Origin of the sequence: Mesorhizobium sp. M1D.F.Ca.ET.231.01.1.1 (assembly GCF_003999155.2) — a bacterium.
GTDB lineage: Bacteria > Pseudomonadota > Alphaproteobacteria > Rhizobiales > Rhizobiaceae > Mesorhizobium.
In genome coordinates this window covers 58,902-77,352 of sequence record NZ_RZOZ02000018.1, presented here as the reverse complement: position 1 = coordinate 77,352, position 18,451 = coordinate 58,902, and the positions used below count along the sequence as shown (strand labels likewise).

At 59.2% G+C, this 18,451-nt stretch carries 15 protein-coding genes; 2 read left to right on the top strand and 13 right to left on the bottom strand.

Annotated features, from left to right (window positions below; genetic code table 11):
* A partial coding sequence (locus tag EN874_RS34635; RefSeq protein ID WP_245513777.1) for a thiamine pyrophosphate-dependent enzyme occupies positions 1-430 on the bottom strand: 430 nt, incomplete at its 3' end.
* Between the two features lie 232 nt (positions 431-662).
* Between EN874_RS34635 and EN874_RS30430 the strand changes: the two genes are divergently transcribed.
* Entirely contained in the window at positions 663-1,304 is a 642-nt protein-coding gene (locus EN874_RS30430; protein ID WP_245513776.1) for a TetR/AcrR family transcriptional regulator, read from the top strand.
* 57 nt (positions 1,305-1,361) lie between these two features.
* Here the strand turns inward: EN874_RS30430 and EN874_RS30425 are convergent, their stop codons facing one another.
* From EN874_RS30425 to EN874_RS30410, 4 genes are read right to left on the bottom strand one after another with little or no spacing between them, the layout of a single operon-like run.
* Positions 1,362-2,249 carry a carbohydrate ABC transporter permease gene (locus EN874_RS30425; RefSeq protein WP_245513774.1) on the bottom strand — a complete coding sequence of 296 codons (888 nt, stop codon included), beginning with the start codon at positions 2,247-2,249 and terminating at the stop codon, positions 1,362-1,364.
* A gap of 40 nt (positions 2,250-2,289) precedes the next feature.
* On the bottom strand, positions 2,290-3,234 hold the full coding sequence (locus tag EN874_RS30420) for a sugar ABC transporter permease (RefSeq protein ID WP_245513772.1): 945 nt from the start codon (positions 3,232-3,234) through the stop codon (positions 2,290-2,292).
* Positions 3,231-4,631: an extracellular solute-binding protein gene (locus EN874_RS30415; RefSeq protein ID WP_127426829.1), complete on the bottom strand. Its 1,401-nt coding sequence runs from the start codon at positions 4,629-4,631 to the stop codon at positions 3,231-3,233. Before EN874_RS30415 ends, EN874_RS30420 begins: the two co-directional genes overlap by 4 nt.
* A gap of 60 nt (positions 4,632-4,691) precedes the next feature.
* Positions 4,692-5,831 carry an ABC transporter ATP-binding protein gene (locus tag EN874_RS30410; protein WP_127426828.1) on the bottom strand — a complete coding sequence of 380 codons (1,140 nt, stop codon included), beginning with the start codon at positions 5,829-5,831 and terminating at the stop codon, positions 4,692-4,694.
* 1,039 nt (positions 5,832-6,870) lie between these two features.
* On the opposite strand from EN874_RS30410, the gene EN874_RS30405 reads away from it, so the two are divergent.
* Complete coding sequence (locus EN874_RS30405; RefSeq protein ID WP_127426827.1) at positions 6,871-7,806, top strand: MurR/RpiR family transcriptional regulator; 936 nt, start codon at positions 6,871-6,873, stop codon at positions 7,804-7,806.
* A gap of 115 nt (positions 7,807-7,921) precedes the next feature.
* Here EN874_RS30405 and EN874_RS30400 read toward each other — a convergent pair whose 3' ends face one another.
* From EN874_RS30400 to gloA, 8 genes are all read right to left on the bottom strand, one after another.
* Positions 7,922-8,806: a fumarylacetoacetate hydrolase family protein gene (locus EN874_RS30400; protein WP_127426826.1), complete on the bottom strand. Its 885-nt coding sequence runs from the start codon at positions 8,804-8,806 to the stop codon at positions 7,922-7,924.
* An 85-nt stretch (positions 8,807-8,891) separates the two neighbouring features.
* A complete protein-coding gene (locus EN874_RS30395) occupies positions 8,892-10,478 on the bottom strand; it encodes a GMC family oxidoreductase N-terminal domain-containing protein (RefSeq protein WP_127426825.1) in 1,587 nt (528 codons plus the stop codon).
* Between the two features lie 146 nt (positions 10,479-10,624).
* Positions 10,625-11,044 (bottom strand): nuclear transport factor 2 family protein, encoded by a 420-nt coding sequence (locus EN874_RS30390; protein ID WP_127426824.1) that lies wholly within the window; start codon positions 11,042-11,044, stop codon positions 10,625-10,627.
* Positions 11,045-11,093: 49 nt separating this feature from the next.
* On the bottom strand, positions 11,094-12,854 hold the full coding sequence (locus EN874_RS30385; protein WP_127426823.1) for a hydantoinase B/oxoprolinase family protein: 1,761 nt from the start codon (positions 12,852-12,854) through the stop codon (positions 11,094-11,096).
* A 93-nt stretch (positions 12,855-12,947) separates the two neighbouring features.
* Entirely contained in the window at positions 12,948-15,020 is a 2,073-nt protein-coding gene (locus EN874_RS30380; RefSeq protein WP_127426822.1) for a hydantoinase/oxoprolinase family protein, read from the bottom strand.
* A 60-nt stretch (positions 15,021-15,080) separates the two neighbouring features.
* Complete coding sequence (locus EN874_RS30375) at positions 15,081-16,451, bottom strand: aspartate aminotransferase family protein (protein ID WP_127426821.1); 1,371 nt, start codon at positions 16,449-16,451, stop codon at positions 15,081-15,083.
* A gap of 462 nt (positions 16,452-16,913) precedes the next feature.
* Positions 16,914-17,867: a C-terminal binding protein gene (locus EN874_RS30370; RefSeq protein ID WP_127426820.1), complete on the bottom strand. Its 954-nt coding sequence runs from the start codon at positions 17,865-17,867 to the stop codon at positions 16,914-16,916.
* A gap of 125 nt (positions 17,868-17,992) precedes the next feature.
* Positions 17,993-18,403, bottom strand: coding sequence for a lactoylglutathione lyase (gloA, locus tag EN874_RS30365; RefSeq protein WP_127426819.1), 411 nt, complete (start codon positions 18,401-18,403; stop codon positions 17,993-17,995).
* Positions 18,404-18,451 lie beyond the last annotated feature (48 nt).

The following is an 18,451-nucleotide window of genomic DNA, read 5'->3' as shown; positions in this document are numbered from 1 at the left end:
CGCGGCCGAACAGCTCCGCCATCATGCTGTCGATGTCGACGCCCTTGGCAATCGAGTGGCCATGGCCGCGATGGGTGGAGGAGATGTAGTCGCCCTCCTGGAGCTGCAGGCACACGCCGACGGCACTCGCCTCCTGCCCGGCATAAAGATGGGTGTTGCCCGGAATGTCGCCGGTACCCATCTCCTCCATCACCCGTTCCTCGAACCGGCGGATCATCCGCATGGTTCGATACACCTTCAAAAGTTCGTCGTGGGACAGTTGCAGAGCTGACATCGGTTCCCTGGCTCCGAATGGGTTTGCTTTTTGCGAAGCGCTTGGATTGAGCGTGCCTTCTGAAGAGGCGCCCGTGAACGTGCAATCCAGCCAGAGTCCGGACGGCGCTTTGGCATTCAATTCCCGCCCGAACCTGACCTGAACAACGCTGGCCAAGCTTACCTAACTGACGTACGTTAGACACAAAAGCTGCACGGTTGCAAGACGAAGATTGGCGCGGACCACCTGTGGCAATATTGAGAACTGATGTGCAATTGGCGATCGCACCTTTAAAGGTGCGCAGACCCGGACGATGATGACCGATTCTGCGACTCCTCATTGAATGATAGGTATTGAGATGTCCCTCCCAGCCCAGGTGCAGATTGCCCATGACGAGTTGAGGCGCCACTTGGCCAAATTTGACTGGGCCGGACAGACCGCCCGACGACGGGAGATCCTGCAAGCCTTCTTGAAGCTCGCCACGACCGAAGGCTATTCGTCGGTCACGATGAGACGTCTCGCCAAGGCCATTGGGGTCAAGGCGTCCAGCATCTATTTTCATTTCCCGGCCGGCCGTGACGAAATCGTCATCGAGTCCATGCGCTGGCATTACTACGAGTGGGGGACAGCCTTCCTGGGCGCTGTCGAACGATGCGACAGCGCTCAAGAAATTTGGGACGCAATGGTGCGTGTTCACCTTACCCGCCAGCTTTCGCTTCCCGAGAGCGACCTTTGGGATATTCTCGTGGCGATGGACCGCATAGGAGGGTTTCTTCCATCCGAGATCCGATCAGAGATTGACCATTGGCTGCAGCTTTTTCCGCGGATGTATGAAGCTGCCGCACATGAAATGGGCTACAGGAACTGCGATACGGCGGTCCATGTCGTCGTGGCGGTCCTGGACAGCGCGAGTTCCTGGTGCAAACGGCCATGCGATCACGACCTGGAGAGCCAGGTGAAACGGGCGACAGCCATCACCCATGCCCTTTTGGCTTCGCAAGCCGACCGCGTTGCACAGCGCGCTCCAATCGCCAGGCGTGCCCGCCGATGAGGCATGGAAGCGACCCCCTGCCCGTCGCAGCTGGCAAGAACTCGACAGCAACTGGGATCACTTGACGGCGCCGCCGAGTGAGAAACCGGCCTTGAACTGTCGCGACATGCTCAAGAAAAGCACGAGCACTGGAATCGAATAGACGATCGAATATGCCGCCACTGCTCCGTAATTAATGGAAGTCGAGCCCATGAAGCCGTAGAGACGCACCGGCGCCGGCTGCTGATCGACATCGCTGAGCAGGACGATGGGGATCAGGAAATTCCCCCACGCATTGACGAAGCCGAATATCGCTGCCGATGCAAGTCCTGGCTTGGTGAGCGGGAAGATCACCAGCCGAAGGATCTGGAAGCTGGATGCCCTCTCCATGAAGGCGGCTTCCTCAAGCTCGGATGGGATTGCATCGATAAAGTTCTTCAGCTGGTAAATTTGGAACGGCAGGCCCGTCACCCCCAGCAAGACCCCCGTCGGAAAAAGTGAAAACCAGCCTAGAATGGAGAACATCTTATAGGTTGGGACAATGAGGATCGATATCGGAATGCCTGACAAAAACAGGATCGTCAGCATCAACGGGTTCTTGAACGGAATGTGCTGCCGCGAGAAAACATAGGCAGCCATGAAGGCAGCCGTTGTCCCCACGATCATCGCGATGCCAGACAGGGCCAGGCTGTTGGCGAGCGCGCTCAGATTTTCCGCTGCAACCGCGGTGATATAGTGATTGATGGTGGGCACGGGCATCTTGAACTGGAACGACGCGGTCTGATCGATCGACGCCAGCACCAGCCAGAGCATCGGAACCGCAAAGAAAAGTGTAAGCACCAGTACCGTTGCGTTGCTGATCAGCTTTCCAACTGTGAAAGCCCTCGGCTTGTTCAACGGCAAATCGCCCCATGGACGATCACTCTCGATGGAAGGCGTATCTTGCATTTTCACGATCTCATACATCAATCAGCCCACCGAACGACCAGGTTGACGCAGGCGCGCCTTAGCGGCGCGCCCGCGCAAAGTAGAGAAAGAGCCAGCCCAGAAGGGCCGAGAGCAGGACCATCACGTTACCGAGAAGGGCCGAATAGCCGAGCTTGTGGAACTTGAAGCCCTGCAGGTAGGCATAGACGGGCAAGATGTTGCTGTCGTTGCCAGGTCCGCCGCCGGTCATGAGATAGACGATGGTGAAATTGCCGAACGTCTGTAGCATCATCAGCAACGCCACCGTGACTATGGTTGGCTTGAGCATCGGTATCGTGATCTGCATCAGGCACTGAGCGGAAGAGGCTCCCTCAAGTCGCGCCGCCTCGTAGAGGTCCTCCGGGATGCTGCGAAGCGCGGCCGAAAACATGATTAGGCTGAGGCCGGCGAAAGACCAGGCATTGGCCACCGACACGAAGAACATCGCATGCTGGTAGAGCAGGTCCAGATTGGGCATGCCCACCAGCATGGCGATAATGCCGGACTGTGTCGTGGTGGCCAGCCAGACAAACGCTATGGTGCTTGGCGGCAGCGTCCAGGCAAGGATGGCGAAGGTGTTGCCGACCCATCTGGCAGGTGCCACGCTCCCCTGCATCGCGATCGCCAGGATCAGACCAAGCAACGTGGCGCCGATCGCGCCGGACCCCACCACGAACACGAGAGTGGACCATATCGACTGGTAGAAGGTCGGATCGTCCACCAGATCGATGACGTTGGCCAAGCCAGTGAACTGGTAGTGAATGGCGTGGAGCCCGATCAGCTGTAGGTTCGTGAACCCCAGATAGATGGCGTAGAGGACGGGGCCGACGAAAAGCCCGCCGAGAAGAACCGCGGCCGGCGAAAGAAACACGAAGCTGATCCGGTCGACGCGCGGCTGATCCAGCCGCGGGCCGTCGGGGGGGCTGTTCGCCCCCCCTTCTTGAGCTTTGGCGATCGGAACACCAAAGGACATCGACGAACTCATGGCAGGGTCTCGACCTTGTCCTCTCCCAGTTGGTCGACGACATATTTGCGCATTGCCTTGACCGCATCGTCAACCGGCGTCTCCGGCTTCAGGACCATGGTCTGCGTCGCCATCTGGAACGCATAGGCCCAGACTGGAAGCTCAGGTCTGGATGGCATGCTGGCCGCCGTCGAAGTCAGATCGGCAAAGCTCGTCTGGAAGCGCGGCAGGCTGTAGCTCAAATATGTCGGGTCCTTGCTGTACGCAGGGGTTGGCGGAATGGCCGGGCCCCAGGCGCTCAGGTCAAGTTGCTGCTGCTTTTCAGTCATGATGTTGACCACAGCCCACGCCAGATCCGGATTGGGCGTATCCTTGTAGATCGCCGCGGCTTGCGTATCCATCGTTGCGGCCGTTTGCGGGGCCTGACCATTCGACGTCGGAACTGCAGTCGAGCCGATAGTCTCCTGCTCCTTTTCTCCCCAGCAGGGCGTGCAGACCTGCGGATTCCAGTCGATCGGGATCCAGTTGCCGGCAAACACGATGCCGGTCTTGCCCTCTGGCAAGATGGTGGCGGAGTTGTTGGTCGCGTTCGCGTTCATGATCTGCGAGGAAGGCGCCAGAAGATCATCAGCGGCGGCCTTCTTGTAGAACTCCAGAACCTCTCGGATGCCTTTGCTGTCAACAACCCACTTCTTGGTCGTCGGGTCGTAGATCTTGGGCTCGCTGGATGCCGTCAGTAACAGGCCAGGGCCATTACCCAGGGCTGCCGGTCCTTGGGCGGTGCCCGTGATGAGCCAGATCGGCCAAGAGTCAGGCACCGCCTTCTTGATCGCGCGTGCAGCGGTCAGGATGTCGTCCCAGTTCTTGGGCGCCCAATCGGCTGAAAGGCCGGCCTTTTCCATCAACGGGCGGCTGAACAGCAACTGGTAGGTATTGATGCCCACCACGACGCCATAGTGGGTTCCCTCGACAGCACCTTCATTCTGCACAGGCTTCGGGAAATCCTGCCACCAAGAGGCTGCCTTGGCCTTATCGTCAAGGGGCAACAGGAGGCCGCCATCGGCAAACTGTCCGATGCTGACGCTCATCACGTGAATGATGTCCGGCGCTGTTTTGGGCGAGTTGTAAAGAAGGCTGAGCTTCGTCATGAAGTCTTCGTAGCCGCCGGGAATTGGAACCAGTTCCAGCGTGTCCCCAGGATGAGCGGCCTCGAATTCCTTCTTGATATTGCCATACCATTTCGTGATCAGTTCCGGCTTGGAGAACATATAGTCAAGAGCGTAGGCCACCTTCACATTAGCGGCCTCGGCCTGCTGGACGAGGCCAGCTGTGCTGCAAGCCAGCGCCAGCAGAGCTGCGGCGACAAATCCGCCTCGACGCTTGGGCGATGGCGAGCAGCCCCTGTTTTCGATATCCATTACTTCCTCCTTGCTGCAGATCATAGTTCCACCTGAAGATATCAACTATTGTCGACGTCTTTACCCAACTGAACGCACTTGTTTCTCCGCGCTCAGAAGCTCTTGATGGGGTGAACAAAGGTTCACGCCGGAAATACTGTCGAAGCAGTGTAGGTCGCTTGGATCGAACACGAGATCCACCTGATCCCCGATCCGAACGGGGGCGAAGCTCGGGAACCTTGAGTTGATCTCGGTGCCCGCGACATCGACCAACACGAAAGTTTCGGAGCCGGTCGTCTCGATTGCTTTGACCGTCCCGGCGATCTTTTGCGAGCAGCGTGAGGGAGCGTCCTTGGTCCAATGAAGGTCATCGGGACGAATTCCGAGCTCGACCTGCGACGGCAGATCGTCCGAAAACTGCTGCAGCGGGAGCTTGAACATAGTGCCCAGCGTGGTGAAACGAGCGGTTGGCCCCTCGACCTGAACGGTCGCGGGCGAGATATTCATCTTGGGCGATCCGATGAAGGTGGCGACCGCCTTGCTGGCGGGACTACGATACAGATCCGCAGGCGTGGCGACCTGCAGGATGCGCCCCTTGTCAAAGACGGCGATCCGGTGCCCCATTGTCATGGCTTCCACCTGGTCATGTGTCACATAGACGGTGGTCACGCCGAGTTGCCTTTGCAGCTCCGAAATCTCGGTTCTCATGTGAGAGCGCAGAGCTGCATCGAGGTTCGAGAGCGGCTCATCGAGCAGGAACAGGCGCGGACTGCGGATCATCGCTCTGGCCAATGCGACGCGCTGGCGCTGTCCACCTGACAACTCCGCCGGCCGCCGGTCGAGCAATTTGTCCAATCCAACCAGTTGCGCGACCTTCTGCACACGATCGGCAACGTCAGCCTTGGGCTCGCCGCGCACTCCAGGCCCGAATGCCAGGTTCTTGCGAACGGTCATGTGCGGGTAAAGCGCATAGCTTTGGAACACCATCGCGGTGTCGCGTCGTCCTGGCGCGGTCAGCGTCACGTCTTCCTTGTCCAGGAAGATCTTGCCGTAGGTCGGGGTCTCCAGGCCGGCCAGCATCCGAAGTGTCGTCGTCTTGCCGCAACCGGACGGGCCGACAAACACCATGAACTCTCCATCATTAATCTTGAGGTTCAGATCATGTATGATTGTGACGGCACCGAAGCGCTTCCACACACTCTGGAATGTAACTGAAGCCATGTTTTCGTTTATACTTTCGATTTGGTTTCGTGTTATTGACAGATAGACCGCTCAAACTACCAACAAAGCATTCGCCTGGATGGTCCCTCTGGCAACAGAAAAGCCGGTTCTCCCTCATGAACTTGTTCGGACTCTGCAATGCTCATCGCATGTATTTTGGTCACGACCCTACGCTGCGCGCTCGCTCGGCGAGTGCGCCCCAGTCGACTGCAGGCTGGATTTCAAGCTAAGCGGCTACTGACGCCGCTGATGCACTATAGTTGGTGGCGTTTTCATCGCGCGTTGTTCCCCTGCAAGCTGAAGCCTCGTTCTCCGACAAGTGCTCAAGCGGCAGTACTCTTCCTTGTCCCTACCTTCAAACGCCTGCCCCACGCTGTCAAATTTTGATCGATGATGGGAACAGATCATCCAATTTTATCAGAACCCGTGGCGTGATTGCCTCTGTTACGCGCCCCCGTCAGGGCAGCTAGCTCCTTCCAACCGAGCCCGATGGACAAAAACCATCGCTTACAAGCTTGCGATGCGCGCCCTTTAGGTTCTGACGTCTTGTCTTGAAGACCAGTCAACACTATGATCCAATCACTTGTCAAGTGGATCATGTGATCCAGAGTCCCTTTTGCCGGAGGCATGAGGTGCCTGTCGCGATGTTGAGGGAACGTCCACGCCGCATGGCCTTAAGGGGTGTCGCGCGGATTGATAGAAAGCTTGCCTCGGTCAAGCGCGGAGCCGGTGGCCCGTTGCCTGGACCGGCGAGACGGTCCGGATCTAACCATCCACAGCCGCGGCACCAGTCGCCGCTCCCTACCACCTTGCCCAGCGCAGCCTCTAGCGCGGTCAGCTTGGAAAGCGCGAACCTTCCCGCGATAGGGCGGGCCAAGTGAGAGATAGAGCGGGTCAAATGAGAAACGCGCACGGGGCTTTTGGATCAATCGTTGCGGATCGCATTCCAGCTGTGCCAAGACTGACCGCGTCGGTCCGTAGATCATGAACCCGAACTTGTCTTGTGAACCTAGCCGATCCTTCCTTGCCGGAGAGAGCCTTGACCGATACCGACCTGCTTGACCGCATCAAGAAGATATGCGTCGAACTTTCGGGCCAGACAGTCGACGCCGCCCACTATGTAATCAACAACGCGGACGATATCCCGTTCTACACCATGCGCGAAGTCGCCAGGCGGGCAAGCATCCAGCCCGTCAGTCTCGTACGTCTGGCCCAGAAGCTGGGGTTTGCGGGCTACGGGGAGTTTCGGCAGCAGTTCATAGACGCAACCCAGGAGCGAAACCAGCGCGATCGTCAATCTGTCAGTCGCAACGAATCGAGCGCACGTGTTCTCATTGCGGAGATGGGGAAGAGCCCCGGGCTCAAGGCCTTCGTTGATTCCTTCTTTGCGACCGAATTGGCCGTCGTCGAGCAAGCAAGATCGCATCTTTCGGAAGAAAAGCTCGAGAGTGCCGTCGAGCTTTTGGCACGCGCGCCAAAAATCTACGTCATGGGCCGGCGAACGGCTTTTACGCCGGCGTTCACCCTTGCCTACACTTTGCAGAAGGCACGGCCGAACATCGTCCTGTTGGACACGCCCGGCGGCGCTCCTGAGGGAGCACTTGATGACATCCGGCCAGGTGACGTCTTCGTGGGAGTAACATTTGCACCTTTCAACCGGCTGGTCCACAGGTTGACCGAGAAGGCCTCGCAATCAGGCGCCAAGATCATCGCAATCACCGACAGTTTCGCCGCACCAATAAGCAAGTTCGCGGAGCCATTGCATTTCGTGGCGCAAAGTTCCGGTCGCGCGTTTCCCGAGTCGGCACTGGGCGCGATAGCTATCGCCAACATCCTTGCCGCCTTGACCATCAGCAAGCTCGGCGAGGTAGCGCAACACCGGATACGCGAGAACGAGCGGTTCCTCGTGAATTCTGGTGAATATCTGCTGTCGAACGGGGCCAAGAAGCGTCGGCGCGCGACAACAAGCAAGTGATCCTCACGAATGTTGGGCAGCGCGACCACCCCGCTTTGGCTCGCAAGACCAATTTCAAAGGTCTTTTGAGCGGCAGCACCTGGTGCTGCCGCCCCGAGCGCCGGGCGGTTCAATCTTAGCGGACGACGTTCCGCAACAGGCCAATTTGCTGGAGCTCGACTTCGACCGTATCGCCGGGCTTCAACCATAATGGAGGCTGGCGCTTGGCTCCTATGCCCTGCGGGGTGCCCGTCGTGATGATGTCGCCGGGAGACAAGGTCAGGAAGAAGGAGATGTAAGAGACCAAATCACGGACAGGAAATATCATGTAGCGTGTGTTGGAGGATTGCACCTGCACTCCGTTCACGCGCGTTTGAATATCCAGATTTTGCACATCGTCGACCTCGTCCAAGGTGACGATCGCCGGCCCGCAAGGAGTGGAAGCGTCGACGGCCTTACCCGCCAGCCACTGCGTTCCCTTATACTGCAGGTCGCGCGCCGTGATGTCATTCAATACCGTCAGCCCGGCGACGTAGCTGAGCGCATCTAAAGCAGCAACGCCGCGACATTGGCGGCCGATAACGATGGCCAGTTCGCCCTCGAAATCCAGGTTCTGAGTGATATTGGAACAGCGAATTTCATCGGACGGACCGATCAAAGTGCTTGCAAACTTCGCGAAGATATCGGGATGAGTGGGAAGCGCCCGACCGGTTTCGGCAACATGGTCGTTGTAGTTGAGGCCGATACACAGGACCTTTGCCGGATCGGCAACGGGCGGACCGAGCCGCGTCGCTGCAAGCGGACCAACCGCGGCCCTGGGGCTTGCCTTGGCGGCGGTGGTCAGACGCTTGGAGAGCTCGGGCAGCGACGATCCATGTTCTCGCAGCAGCGTACTCATGGAACTGCCAGCGCGAGCGTCGGCGCCACTGGCTTCCAGCAGCATCGAGATGTCAAAGACTGTTGAATCGAGCACAATGCCTGGCTGCCACGAGCCAGAACGATCGTAGGAAACAAGTTTCATTGGTTTCTCCCGCACCCTTCCGGTGCCTTTGATGCAAAGCGGGGCAAAGAGCTTGTGGCAGGCCGTGCTGCCCGCACGGTCGCCGTCAGATACGATTTCCTTTCAGAAAATCGGCAGCGCGCTCGCCGATCATGATGGCGGGAGCATTCAGGTTGCTGGATGTGACGAACGGCATGACCGAGGTGTCAGCCACGCGCAGGCCGTCAATGCCGTGGACGCGCAACTGAGGATCCACGACGGCCATCTCGTCGGTCCCCATCTTGCAGGCACCGCTCAAGTGGTAAGCGCCTTGCGTATACTTTCTGGCGAAAGCCTCGAGCTCAGCACGGGTTGTCAGGGGCTTTTTTGGCAGGTGCGCCTCACTGACGAACTTTTGCATCGAAGGCTGCGCCATGATCTCCTGGCCGAGCTGGATCCCGTCAACGATACGGTCCACGTCGTAGGGATGGCTGAGGTAGTTGGGGTCGACAATTGGCGCAACACCTGGGTCACTCGATCTAAGTGCAATCCGGCCGCGCGATTTCGGGCGGCAGGCATAAACATTGAGGGTGCATCCGTTTCCGCTTGCGGTGGTTTCAACGCCTTCCTCGATGCCGGCACCTCCCAGGAAGTGATACTGGAGATCGGGCGTTGGATCGCTCTTGTCGCCCCACCAGAAGGCAGCTCCCTCGCAAATGTTCGAGGTAACCGGCCCGCTGCCGAACAGCGCGTACTCGACGCCCGCGGCCACCTGCCAGCGCAGCTTCTTGTATTTGTCGTAGCTGGTATCCGACTTAAGATTATAGATTAGGAAGCAATCGGTATGGTCTTGAAGGTTCTGACCAACGCCCGGCAGATCATGTACCACGTCGACGCCGATGCGCTTGAGATCGGATGCAGGTCCGATGCCCGAAAGCAGCAGAAGCCGTGGCGATCCGATGGCTCCTGAGGAGACCACCACCTCACGTTCCGCACGCATGGTCGCCAGGCGGCCGTTATCAAGATATTGAACACCAGTTGCCCGGCCGCCTTCTATGATAATCTTGGTGACCTGCTTGTTGGTGACGACATTCAGGTTTCGACGTCCGCGGGCCGGATGAATGTAGGCATCGGCTGAACTGCATCGACGCCCATTCTTCGTGGTCAGCTGATAAAATCCCGCCCCCTTGAGCTCTCCAGAATTGAAGTCCGGATTGAAGGGAAGCCCTGCCTCCTGGCAGGCCTTCACCCAGGCTTTGGTCAGCGGAAGTGTATGCTGCTGGTTCGATACGCTTAGCGGGCCATCCTGCCCGTGCGCCTCGTCTGAATAGACCTCATTGTTTTCCGCCTTGCGGAAATATGGAAGGACGTCCTTATAGCCCCAGCCTTCCGCCCCATGCGCGGCCCAGCGGTCGTAATCTGAGGGCGCTCCTCGCATATAGATCAAACCATTGAGTGAGCTGCCGCCACCCAAGACACGCGCCTGTCCAACTTGAGTTTCAAGGTCGTTCTGATGCTTGAGCGTTTCGACTTTGTACCATTGCATCAGGGAGCTCTTGAAGGATTTGTAGAACGTGACTGGAAAACGTATCCAGATGCTGCTGTCCTTCGGTCCGGCCTCGAACAATGTAACGGACGCGTCCGGATCCTCGCTCAGTCGACCCGCAATCGCGCACCCAGCCGATCCTCCGCCTACAACGATAAAGTCGGGCATGGCCCCTTCTTCCCTTCCAACTTGGCCTGCGAACCTGCGGGTGTAGCCCCAGGCGTCCGAACTTTACGATGAGACCAGAGCGGCCAATCCACTTTATGGGCGGTCCGTTGTGCCTGGCTGCCCATTTCGTTACCGGATCTTCGACCTTATTTGATCCCGGCAAAGAAGCCGTCGACCTCCGATTGACGCATGTCGCAGAACCAGCATTCGACGATCTTTTCATTCTCGAAGCGATAGGCAGCAAGGCGGTCGGTTTTTACCCGCTTGCCGCCTCGCGCCCAGATTTCATGGACCATAATGAGGATCGCGTCGTCTGAGTCTGCGATGACTTGGTCATGGCCCGCCTCGCCTCCCACGATCCACTGGTCGGTATAGGCCGCGACCTTGTTGACCCAGTTTTCGAGAAAATCCTTTGCTCCGTGAAAATCGCGAGAGAGAACCGGGTGCGTTCCACCCATATGGACCACCAGGTTATCAGCGTAGAAGCTGCAGCCCTTTTCGATATCCCCGCTCGACCACGCATCGTGGTAATCGCGAAGGATGTCTTTTGCCCGCTTTTTGCTCATCTTGCTTCTTCCTCCGGTTTGCACAAATCACCCGACCACGGTTGCGGCCTCACTGCCTGCGAGGTGTGGCGGCCAACGGCTTTCCTCGCATCTGGATCGACGCGACGGATCTTCCATCCGGGGAGATTTCAACACCATAGGTCTGCAGCGCGGCCTGTCGCGAGACGACGCCATCGCGCACGTCACGCAATACAGCCTCTGGATCGCGCAAGTACGGATGGCCCCACCCGCCGCCGGCCGAGGCCTGAATGACGAGATGGAGCGGCCCGACCTCCTCGACGCCGTAGGGCGGACAGGCCAGTTCTTCGCCACTCGCAAGATCGAATGCCCTTATCGATCCCTTGGCGCCCCACTCTCCGTCATTGACGCCAGCGCCCGTGGGTTTGCGAGCGCCTTCGCCGCGCAACAGGTGCTCGCCCCCGGCAAGCACGTCAACGACATAGTCCACCCCGGTTCCGCCGCGATACTGGCCTGCGCCGCCGGTATCGCTGCGCATCTCATAGCGATGTACGCGCATCGGATAGGATTGTTCATATGTCTCGATATTAGGAATGAACATCCCGCCAAGCGTCATCTGATGGCTGGTGGTGGGAAATCCATCTCGGCCCTTGACGGCACCGCCGCCAGAGCTGCCATGCCAATGGTACAAGACGAACACGCCGCCGGAGGGCTTCTTGCCCGACGAGATTCCGAATACGGATTTGCCCCAACCGGCACAAGCGCGCTCGGGATCGGCTTGGGCCAATGCGCCCCAGCAGGCATTCATGATGTCGATCGCCGGGTAGACGGTGTTCATTGTCATCGGCGCCGGTGGCAGCGCGTTTACGGTGGTGCCCTCGGGCGCTATGATCTTGACGCAGCGATAGGTGCCCTCGTTGTGGGGAATTTCAGGATCAAGGAACGCTGAAAGCGCGCAGTAAACGGCCGAATGCGTGTTGGCTATCCCGCTGTTCTTGAAGCCTCTGATCTGCGGAGAGGTGCCCGCAAAGTCAAAGGTCATCGTATCGCCATCGATGGTGAGCTTCACGCGGGTTTCAACGTCCACGAGCTTGAAGCAATCCGTATCGCTTACATCCGAGGCTTCCCAGGTACCGCTTGGAAGTTCCGAGATAGCCTGGCGCATGCGGCGCTCGCCATAGTTCAGGAGCGCATCGAGATAGGCATTGCCCTTTTTCACGCCAAGCTGGCCGACAACGTCGGCAAGCCGCTGGCCGCCGATGCGCGTCGAGCCTATCATCGCGCCGAGATCACCTTCCAACAGATCCGGACAGCGGGAATTCAGCAGCAGCATCCGCCACAGATCATCGCGTAGCTGGCCTTTCTCAATCAACTTGAGAACGGGCAACCGTATCCCTTCATGGAAGATCTCGGTCGCCTTCGCGTTGTAGGTGCCGGCAGCGCCCCCACCAATATCGGACTGGTGGGCGCGGTTACTGCAAAATCCAATCAGCTCGCCTTCTACAAAAACGGGTCGGATGAGCGTCCAGTCAGGAAGGTGATTGCCCCCTGCCGCGTAAGGATCACTCAGGATGAAGACATCTTCCGGCTCGATGCGCCCGGCAAAATCCCTCAACACCGCGCGCACCGCGAAGCCACCGCTGCCGGAATGGATCGGCAACCCATCGGCCTGGGCGATGGTCTCGCCATTGGCGTTGCTCAAAAAGCAAGAGAAGTCATGGCTTTGACTGAAGATCGGGCTCCGCGCGGTGCGGATCATGATCATTCCCATCTGCAGGCTAATGTGATCCAGCTGCCGCTGCAGGATGGCGATTAGGACCGGATCATATTCCGTGGACGAAACAGTGCTCATGTTAGGCCCTGACCTGTTGCATCAAGCGACTCGCGCGGGCCAGTTCCGTATGCGTGAGGCCCACTGGCGTCGCTGTTGGCGCGCAATACCTTTTCATGCCGCCCCTCCATGCGCGATATCGACATGATAGTTGCCGGCGTCCGTCATGGTGAGCCTGTCGCCCATCCCGAGGATGAGTGTAGTCGTCGCCTCTTCGATGATCGCCGGCCCGACCAGTTGCTGGCGCGACTTGAGCACGGTTCCATCGTAGACCGGGGTTTCGACGAATCCGACTTTCCTGTCGATCCAGACCGGCCGGTTTGAATGGGGTAACGGCTCGGAAACCAGGGACGACGCATTGGCGACCTCCAAAGGATCAAGCTTTCCGATCGCGGCCAGCCGCAGATTGACGACCTCGATGGCTCCAGCAGACTGTACGTAGCCAAACAGGCGTTGGTAGGCTTGCTCAAAGCCTGCCCGGATAGCCGCAGCATCGGTGGAGAAACTTTCCACCGCAATCGTCCATTGCTGCCCGAAATAGCGAAGGTCATAAGCTCGCTTCAGCAGCGCCTTTTCTCCGGTGAAACCCTCGCGGGCCAGCACTTCTCGTGCTTCGGCCTCGATGGCTTGGAAAGCACATTCCAGTTTGTCGGTCGCCGAGACCTGCTTGTCGAGGTCCTTTAGCCAGCTTTTCACGAAGTCATGCCGAAGGTCGGAATTGCACATGCCAAATGCGCAGAACACACCTGCAAGTCGGGGGATATAGAGGCTCGGACTGCCAAGCAGGCGTGCCGTCGACGGGCCGTGCAATGGGCCCGCACCGCCGCAGGCGACAAGTGTGAACGCTCTTGGATTGTAGCCCTTTTCCAGAGAGGCACGTTCAACAGCGTGAAGGATGTTCTGCTCGACGAGCTGGATGATGCCGGCGGCAGCGTCGGAAACACTGAGGCCAAGCGGTTTGGCGACATGGGTTTCAATCGCCTCGACGGCCCTCTCCAGACTCAAGCTGATAACGCCGCCCGCATATGGACCGGGCTTCAACCGACCGAGGACAAGCTGCGCATCGGTGACTGTCGGCCGCTCGCCGCCACGGCCGTAGCAGGCAGGCCCGGGCGTCGAGCCGGCGCCTTCCGGACCGGCCCTCAGGAGGCCCGCGCCGTCGACCGAAGCGATCGTGCCGCCGCCGGCACCGACCGTGTAGATGTCGACAGAAGGAATATTGAGGTGATAGCCGTCGACCACGATCTGATCCGTCATGGAGACCATGCCATGCTCCATCAAGGTGACGTCACAGCTTGTCCCCCCTACCTCGATCGAAATCAGATGTTCCGAACCGGTGTCCTGACCGAAAAACTTCAGCGACCCAACGCCAGCGGCAGGGCCCGACAAAACCAGGCTGGCCGGCGCGTAGCCGATCTCGTCAATCGAGATCGCCCCGCCATTGGACTGGATCATCAACAGCTTGCGCGGCAGCCCCAACTGAGCCAGTCGCGCGGCCAAGCTCTCCAGATATGGGACAACGCGGCGCGAGACATAGGCATTGACCACGGTCGTGGACGTTCTCTCGTACTCGCCGATTGTGGGCGAGATTTCGGACGAAGTGGTCACCCAGACATCCGGAAGATGCTTTTTGAGCTCGTCCCTCGCGGCCTGTTCGTGCGTGGGATTGGCGTAGGAATGCAGGAAGCAGATGGCAACTGCCTCGACGCCCTCCTCGGCAAACACACGCGCGGCGGCCGCGACGGAGTGCGCATCGAAGGGGATGCGAACTGTGCCGTCATGCTCCAAGCGCTCGCTCACCGGCAGGCGCAGATACCGGGGCACCAAGACTTCCGGAAACGGCCGTCGATGGTCCCATACATCCTCGCGAATTGACCTGCGGATCTCCAGCGAGTCACGGAAGCCGTCGGTGACGAGAAGCCCGACCTTTGCACCCTTCTTCTCGAGCAGCGTGTTGGTTGCGATGGTCGAGCCATGGACGAATAGTTCAGTGTCGGCAAGAAAGCGCTCCACATTAACCGCGAGCGCATCGGCAGCAAGGCGGACCGCGGAAAGGACGCCTTCGGTCGGATCGGATGGCACGGATGGGGCCTTGAACGCCCTGACCGCCCCCCGGGCGTCGACCATGACCAGATCCGTGAAGGTACCGCCGATGTCAACTCCCACGCGGTAAGGTGCAACTAGCATTTGCGTCCACTCGTCCTTGCTTCGGATTCGCTGCTCAACGGCAAACCATCGGTGACAGCCTCAAGCTACCGCTGCCGCGCGTGTGCCGAGTTCTCGTTCGACAACGTTGAGGAGCTTGTCAGCTATCAGCTTGACCTCCACTTCCGTCATTGGCGTCGAAAGCGCCCCGGAGCAGTTCGGCGTCAGAAGAACGTTCTGGTCGAGCATCGCCAGGTGGATGCGCTTGATCAGCTTGGCGGTTTCAGCATTGGCAAAGGCACTGCGATACCCGGTCACTTCGCCGGGCCCGACATGCAGTCGGAAAAGCGATCCCATGCCGGTCACGCTTGCATCGATGCCCTTCTTGGTAAAACCTTGGCGAAGGTCATTGCGCAGTTTTTCGCCAAGGCTGTTCATCCGTTCGACCGCCGATCGGGAGTAGTGTGTGAGCGAAGCCAGGCCCGCCGCCATGCTCAATGGGTTGGCGCTGAAAGTGCCGCCCATCGAGACCCTGGGCTTGCCGGCGGAATGGTCGAAGACGGACATGCGGTCTGCTGGCCCGGACACCGCGCCGATGGGCAATCCGCCGCCGATGATCTTTGCTGTCGTCACCAGGTCAGGCTCGAGCCCGAAGAGCGGCGAAGCGCCCTCGAATGAAAGGCGGAAGCTGATCACCTCGTCGGCAATCAAGATGATCCCATGCCGACGGCAGGCCTCTTGCACGACAGCAGCAGTCTCCAGGGAGATCGGCACCGTGCCGGCGCGCGAGGCGTGAGGGTCGACGATGACGGCGGCAAGGGAAGGACCCTCGCGACGCAGGATCTCGGCGCAACGCTGGGGATCGTCGTAAGGCAGCACCACAGTTTCGTGCAGAACCGAATCCGGCGTGCCGGCGTTGCAGCGTACTGATGCAGGATTGCCGTTGTCGTCATTCCAGTTGGCGGGCGTCGGATCAAGGCTGACTTCCACCCAGTCATACGCGCCGTGGTAGCAGCCCTCGAACTTGGCAATCCTTTCACGGCCCGTGATACCGCGCGCACCCTTGATAGCGGCCAACACAGCTTCGGTTCCCGAATTGCAAAAGCGCGTCTGCTCCATCCTCGGGTTTCGCGCCGCCAACGTTTCGGCCAGCAGGATCTCGCTCTCTGTCGGCATCCCGAATGCCGTGCCTTTCACCATTGCCGAGCGAACGGCATCGAGCACCGGCTCAAACGCATGACCGTGGATGAGCGAAAAGAAATTGTTTGCGCAGTCCAGAAGCCGCCGCCCATCGATATCGACGACCCAGCAGCCTTCACCACGCGCAGCATATGGCGGATGCGGCTGGAACCACGATGCCGCGCGCATCGAACCTCCTGGGACCACCTTCCTTTCACGCATGAAAGCAGTCTCGGATTGCCCGCCGATTACCGGATCAGCCTTGTCGCCGTTTTGGCCCGTCCCGAGATTCATCGCCTTCTCCGTCCGCTTTAGGTGCCGTTACTCAACACTATGATCCAGATCGTTGTCAACTGGATCATGTGATCCAAGAGCAGATTTTTGATCTTGTCCGACGAGAATTCACCTTTGGACTGCAGAGAGAAGTCGTCGAGGCACCCATGACTTGCATGCCTCGGACTGGGCGCTGATCTTGGAATATCCATGCTGCAGGCATGCCTGCTTGGTCGATGTCACGCCTGACGGTTGACATCTGCGCAAGCGGCCCGGTTCCTTATGTCTGGCTCACTGGCACTGGGCCGTGCAGCGCGATTGCTTGCCAGATAGCTTTGAGGGGCAGGACATGCGCCTGCAAGTGCGGCCCTGCTACGGTCAGGCCGATGGAGCCGAAGAACCAGGTGATGGCGAATTTGCACACTCGCCATCGTCCTTACCTATCAATGCCACCGCAACTCCCAGGTCTTTCACGTTGCGAAGTCAGGCCGTCACGAGGTCCGGCAGCGCTTCTCCGAGCAGCGCACGCCGCGCCCTTTCAACTGCCTGTTCCTGCAACGCGTCGAGTGAGGTGTTCGAGCGCCAGGCTACATGGGGCGTAAACACCGTGTTGGGCGCCTCGCGCAAGGGACTTGTGGGAGGCAGAGGCTCCTGCGCAAACGTGTCGAGGCCTGCGCCCGCGATTTTGCCGGAACGAAGGGCGGCCGCCAACGCTTCCTCGTCGACCAACCCGCCACGCGATACATTCACGATCACCGCACTGCGCCGCATGCGCTCCAGTACTTCGGCCGAGATAATGTGGCGGGTACTGTCGCTAAGAGGCAAGTGAAGGGACACAACATCCGATTCCTCGAGGACCTGGCTCAAGCTGGCGGCGGCAACGTCTGAGAAGGTTGCCATCGGATCGAATGCTCGGACCCTGGCGCCAATGGCAGCCCACCATTTCGCCACAAGTCGCCCGATGCGTCCCATTCCAACGACGCCGACTTCCAGGTTGGACAGCTTGGGCACATCCAGGCCGATAACGCCGGCCCACTCACCGCCGCGAATTGCGGCCTGCCCCTGCGGAATCCGTCGGGCGAGCATCAAACCCATCGCCAGCGCGTGGGACGCCACCTCCTCGGACGCGGTATCGGGAACGATCGTCACCGGCACTCCCACCCGTTTGGCCGCGACGACATCGATGTTGTCGTAGCCGACCCCGTAACGCACGACCGCCTTGCAGCGTCGCAGCAACCCGAACTCCTCGGAAGTCATCTTCGCATAGGGCGTGACCATGACCACTTCCGCGTCAGCCATACGGCTGCGAAACGAGTCCTGATCTTGTGCAGCTATTATCTCGCGGCCGAGACTCTGCGCCAAAGCACGTTCCCTGTTGAGATTGGGAAATCGATGCGGTGCCACCAAGATGATGCCGCGTTCATTATCAGTTGCCATTTTACGAAATCTCCGCTTTTGACACGATTTGCTCAGGCGCAGTTCCTTCACGGGCCTGCCTTGCGCCGCCCATGAATGACAGCGGCTGCTGTCGAGCCCTTCGCAAATCGCGGGCCGGCACGCCGCTAGCTCAGGGTATCGAGGTCGATCAGTTCGATCTTGTAACCATCGGGATCTTCCACGAAGGCAATCACTGTGGTGCCGTGCTTCATGGGGCCGGCCGGGCGAGGGATGCGGGCGCCGCTCGCCTGCAGCTCTTCACAGATGCCGTAGATGTTCCTCACCCCAAGCGCTATGTGGCCATAGCCGTTACCGAGATCATAGGGGGTTTCCTGGTCCCAGTTATGGGTCAGCTCGATGACCGCGTGGGTATCCTCGGGGCCATAGCCAACAAAGGCGAGAGTGAACTTGCCTTCAGGAAATTCCATCTTGCGCAACAACTTCATGCCCAGCAGGCGGGTATAGAAGTCGATTGACTTTTCGAGATCTTTGACGCGCACCATCGTGTGAAGGACACGGAATTTCGGCTCAGTCATCTTTCTTTCCTTAACCTGACCGGGGTTTGATCCGGCGCTTCGTAGTGA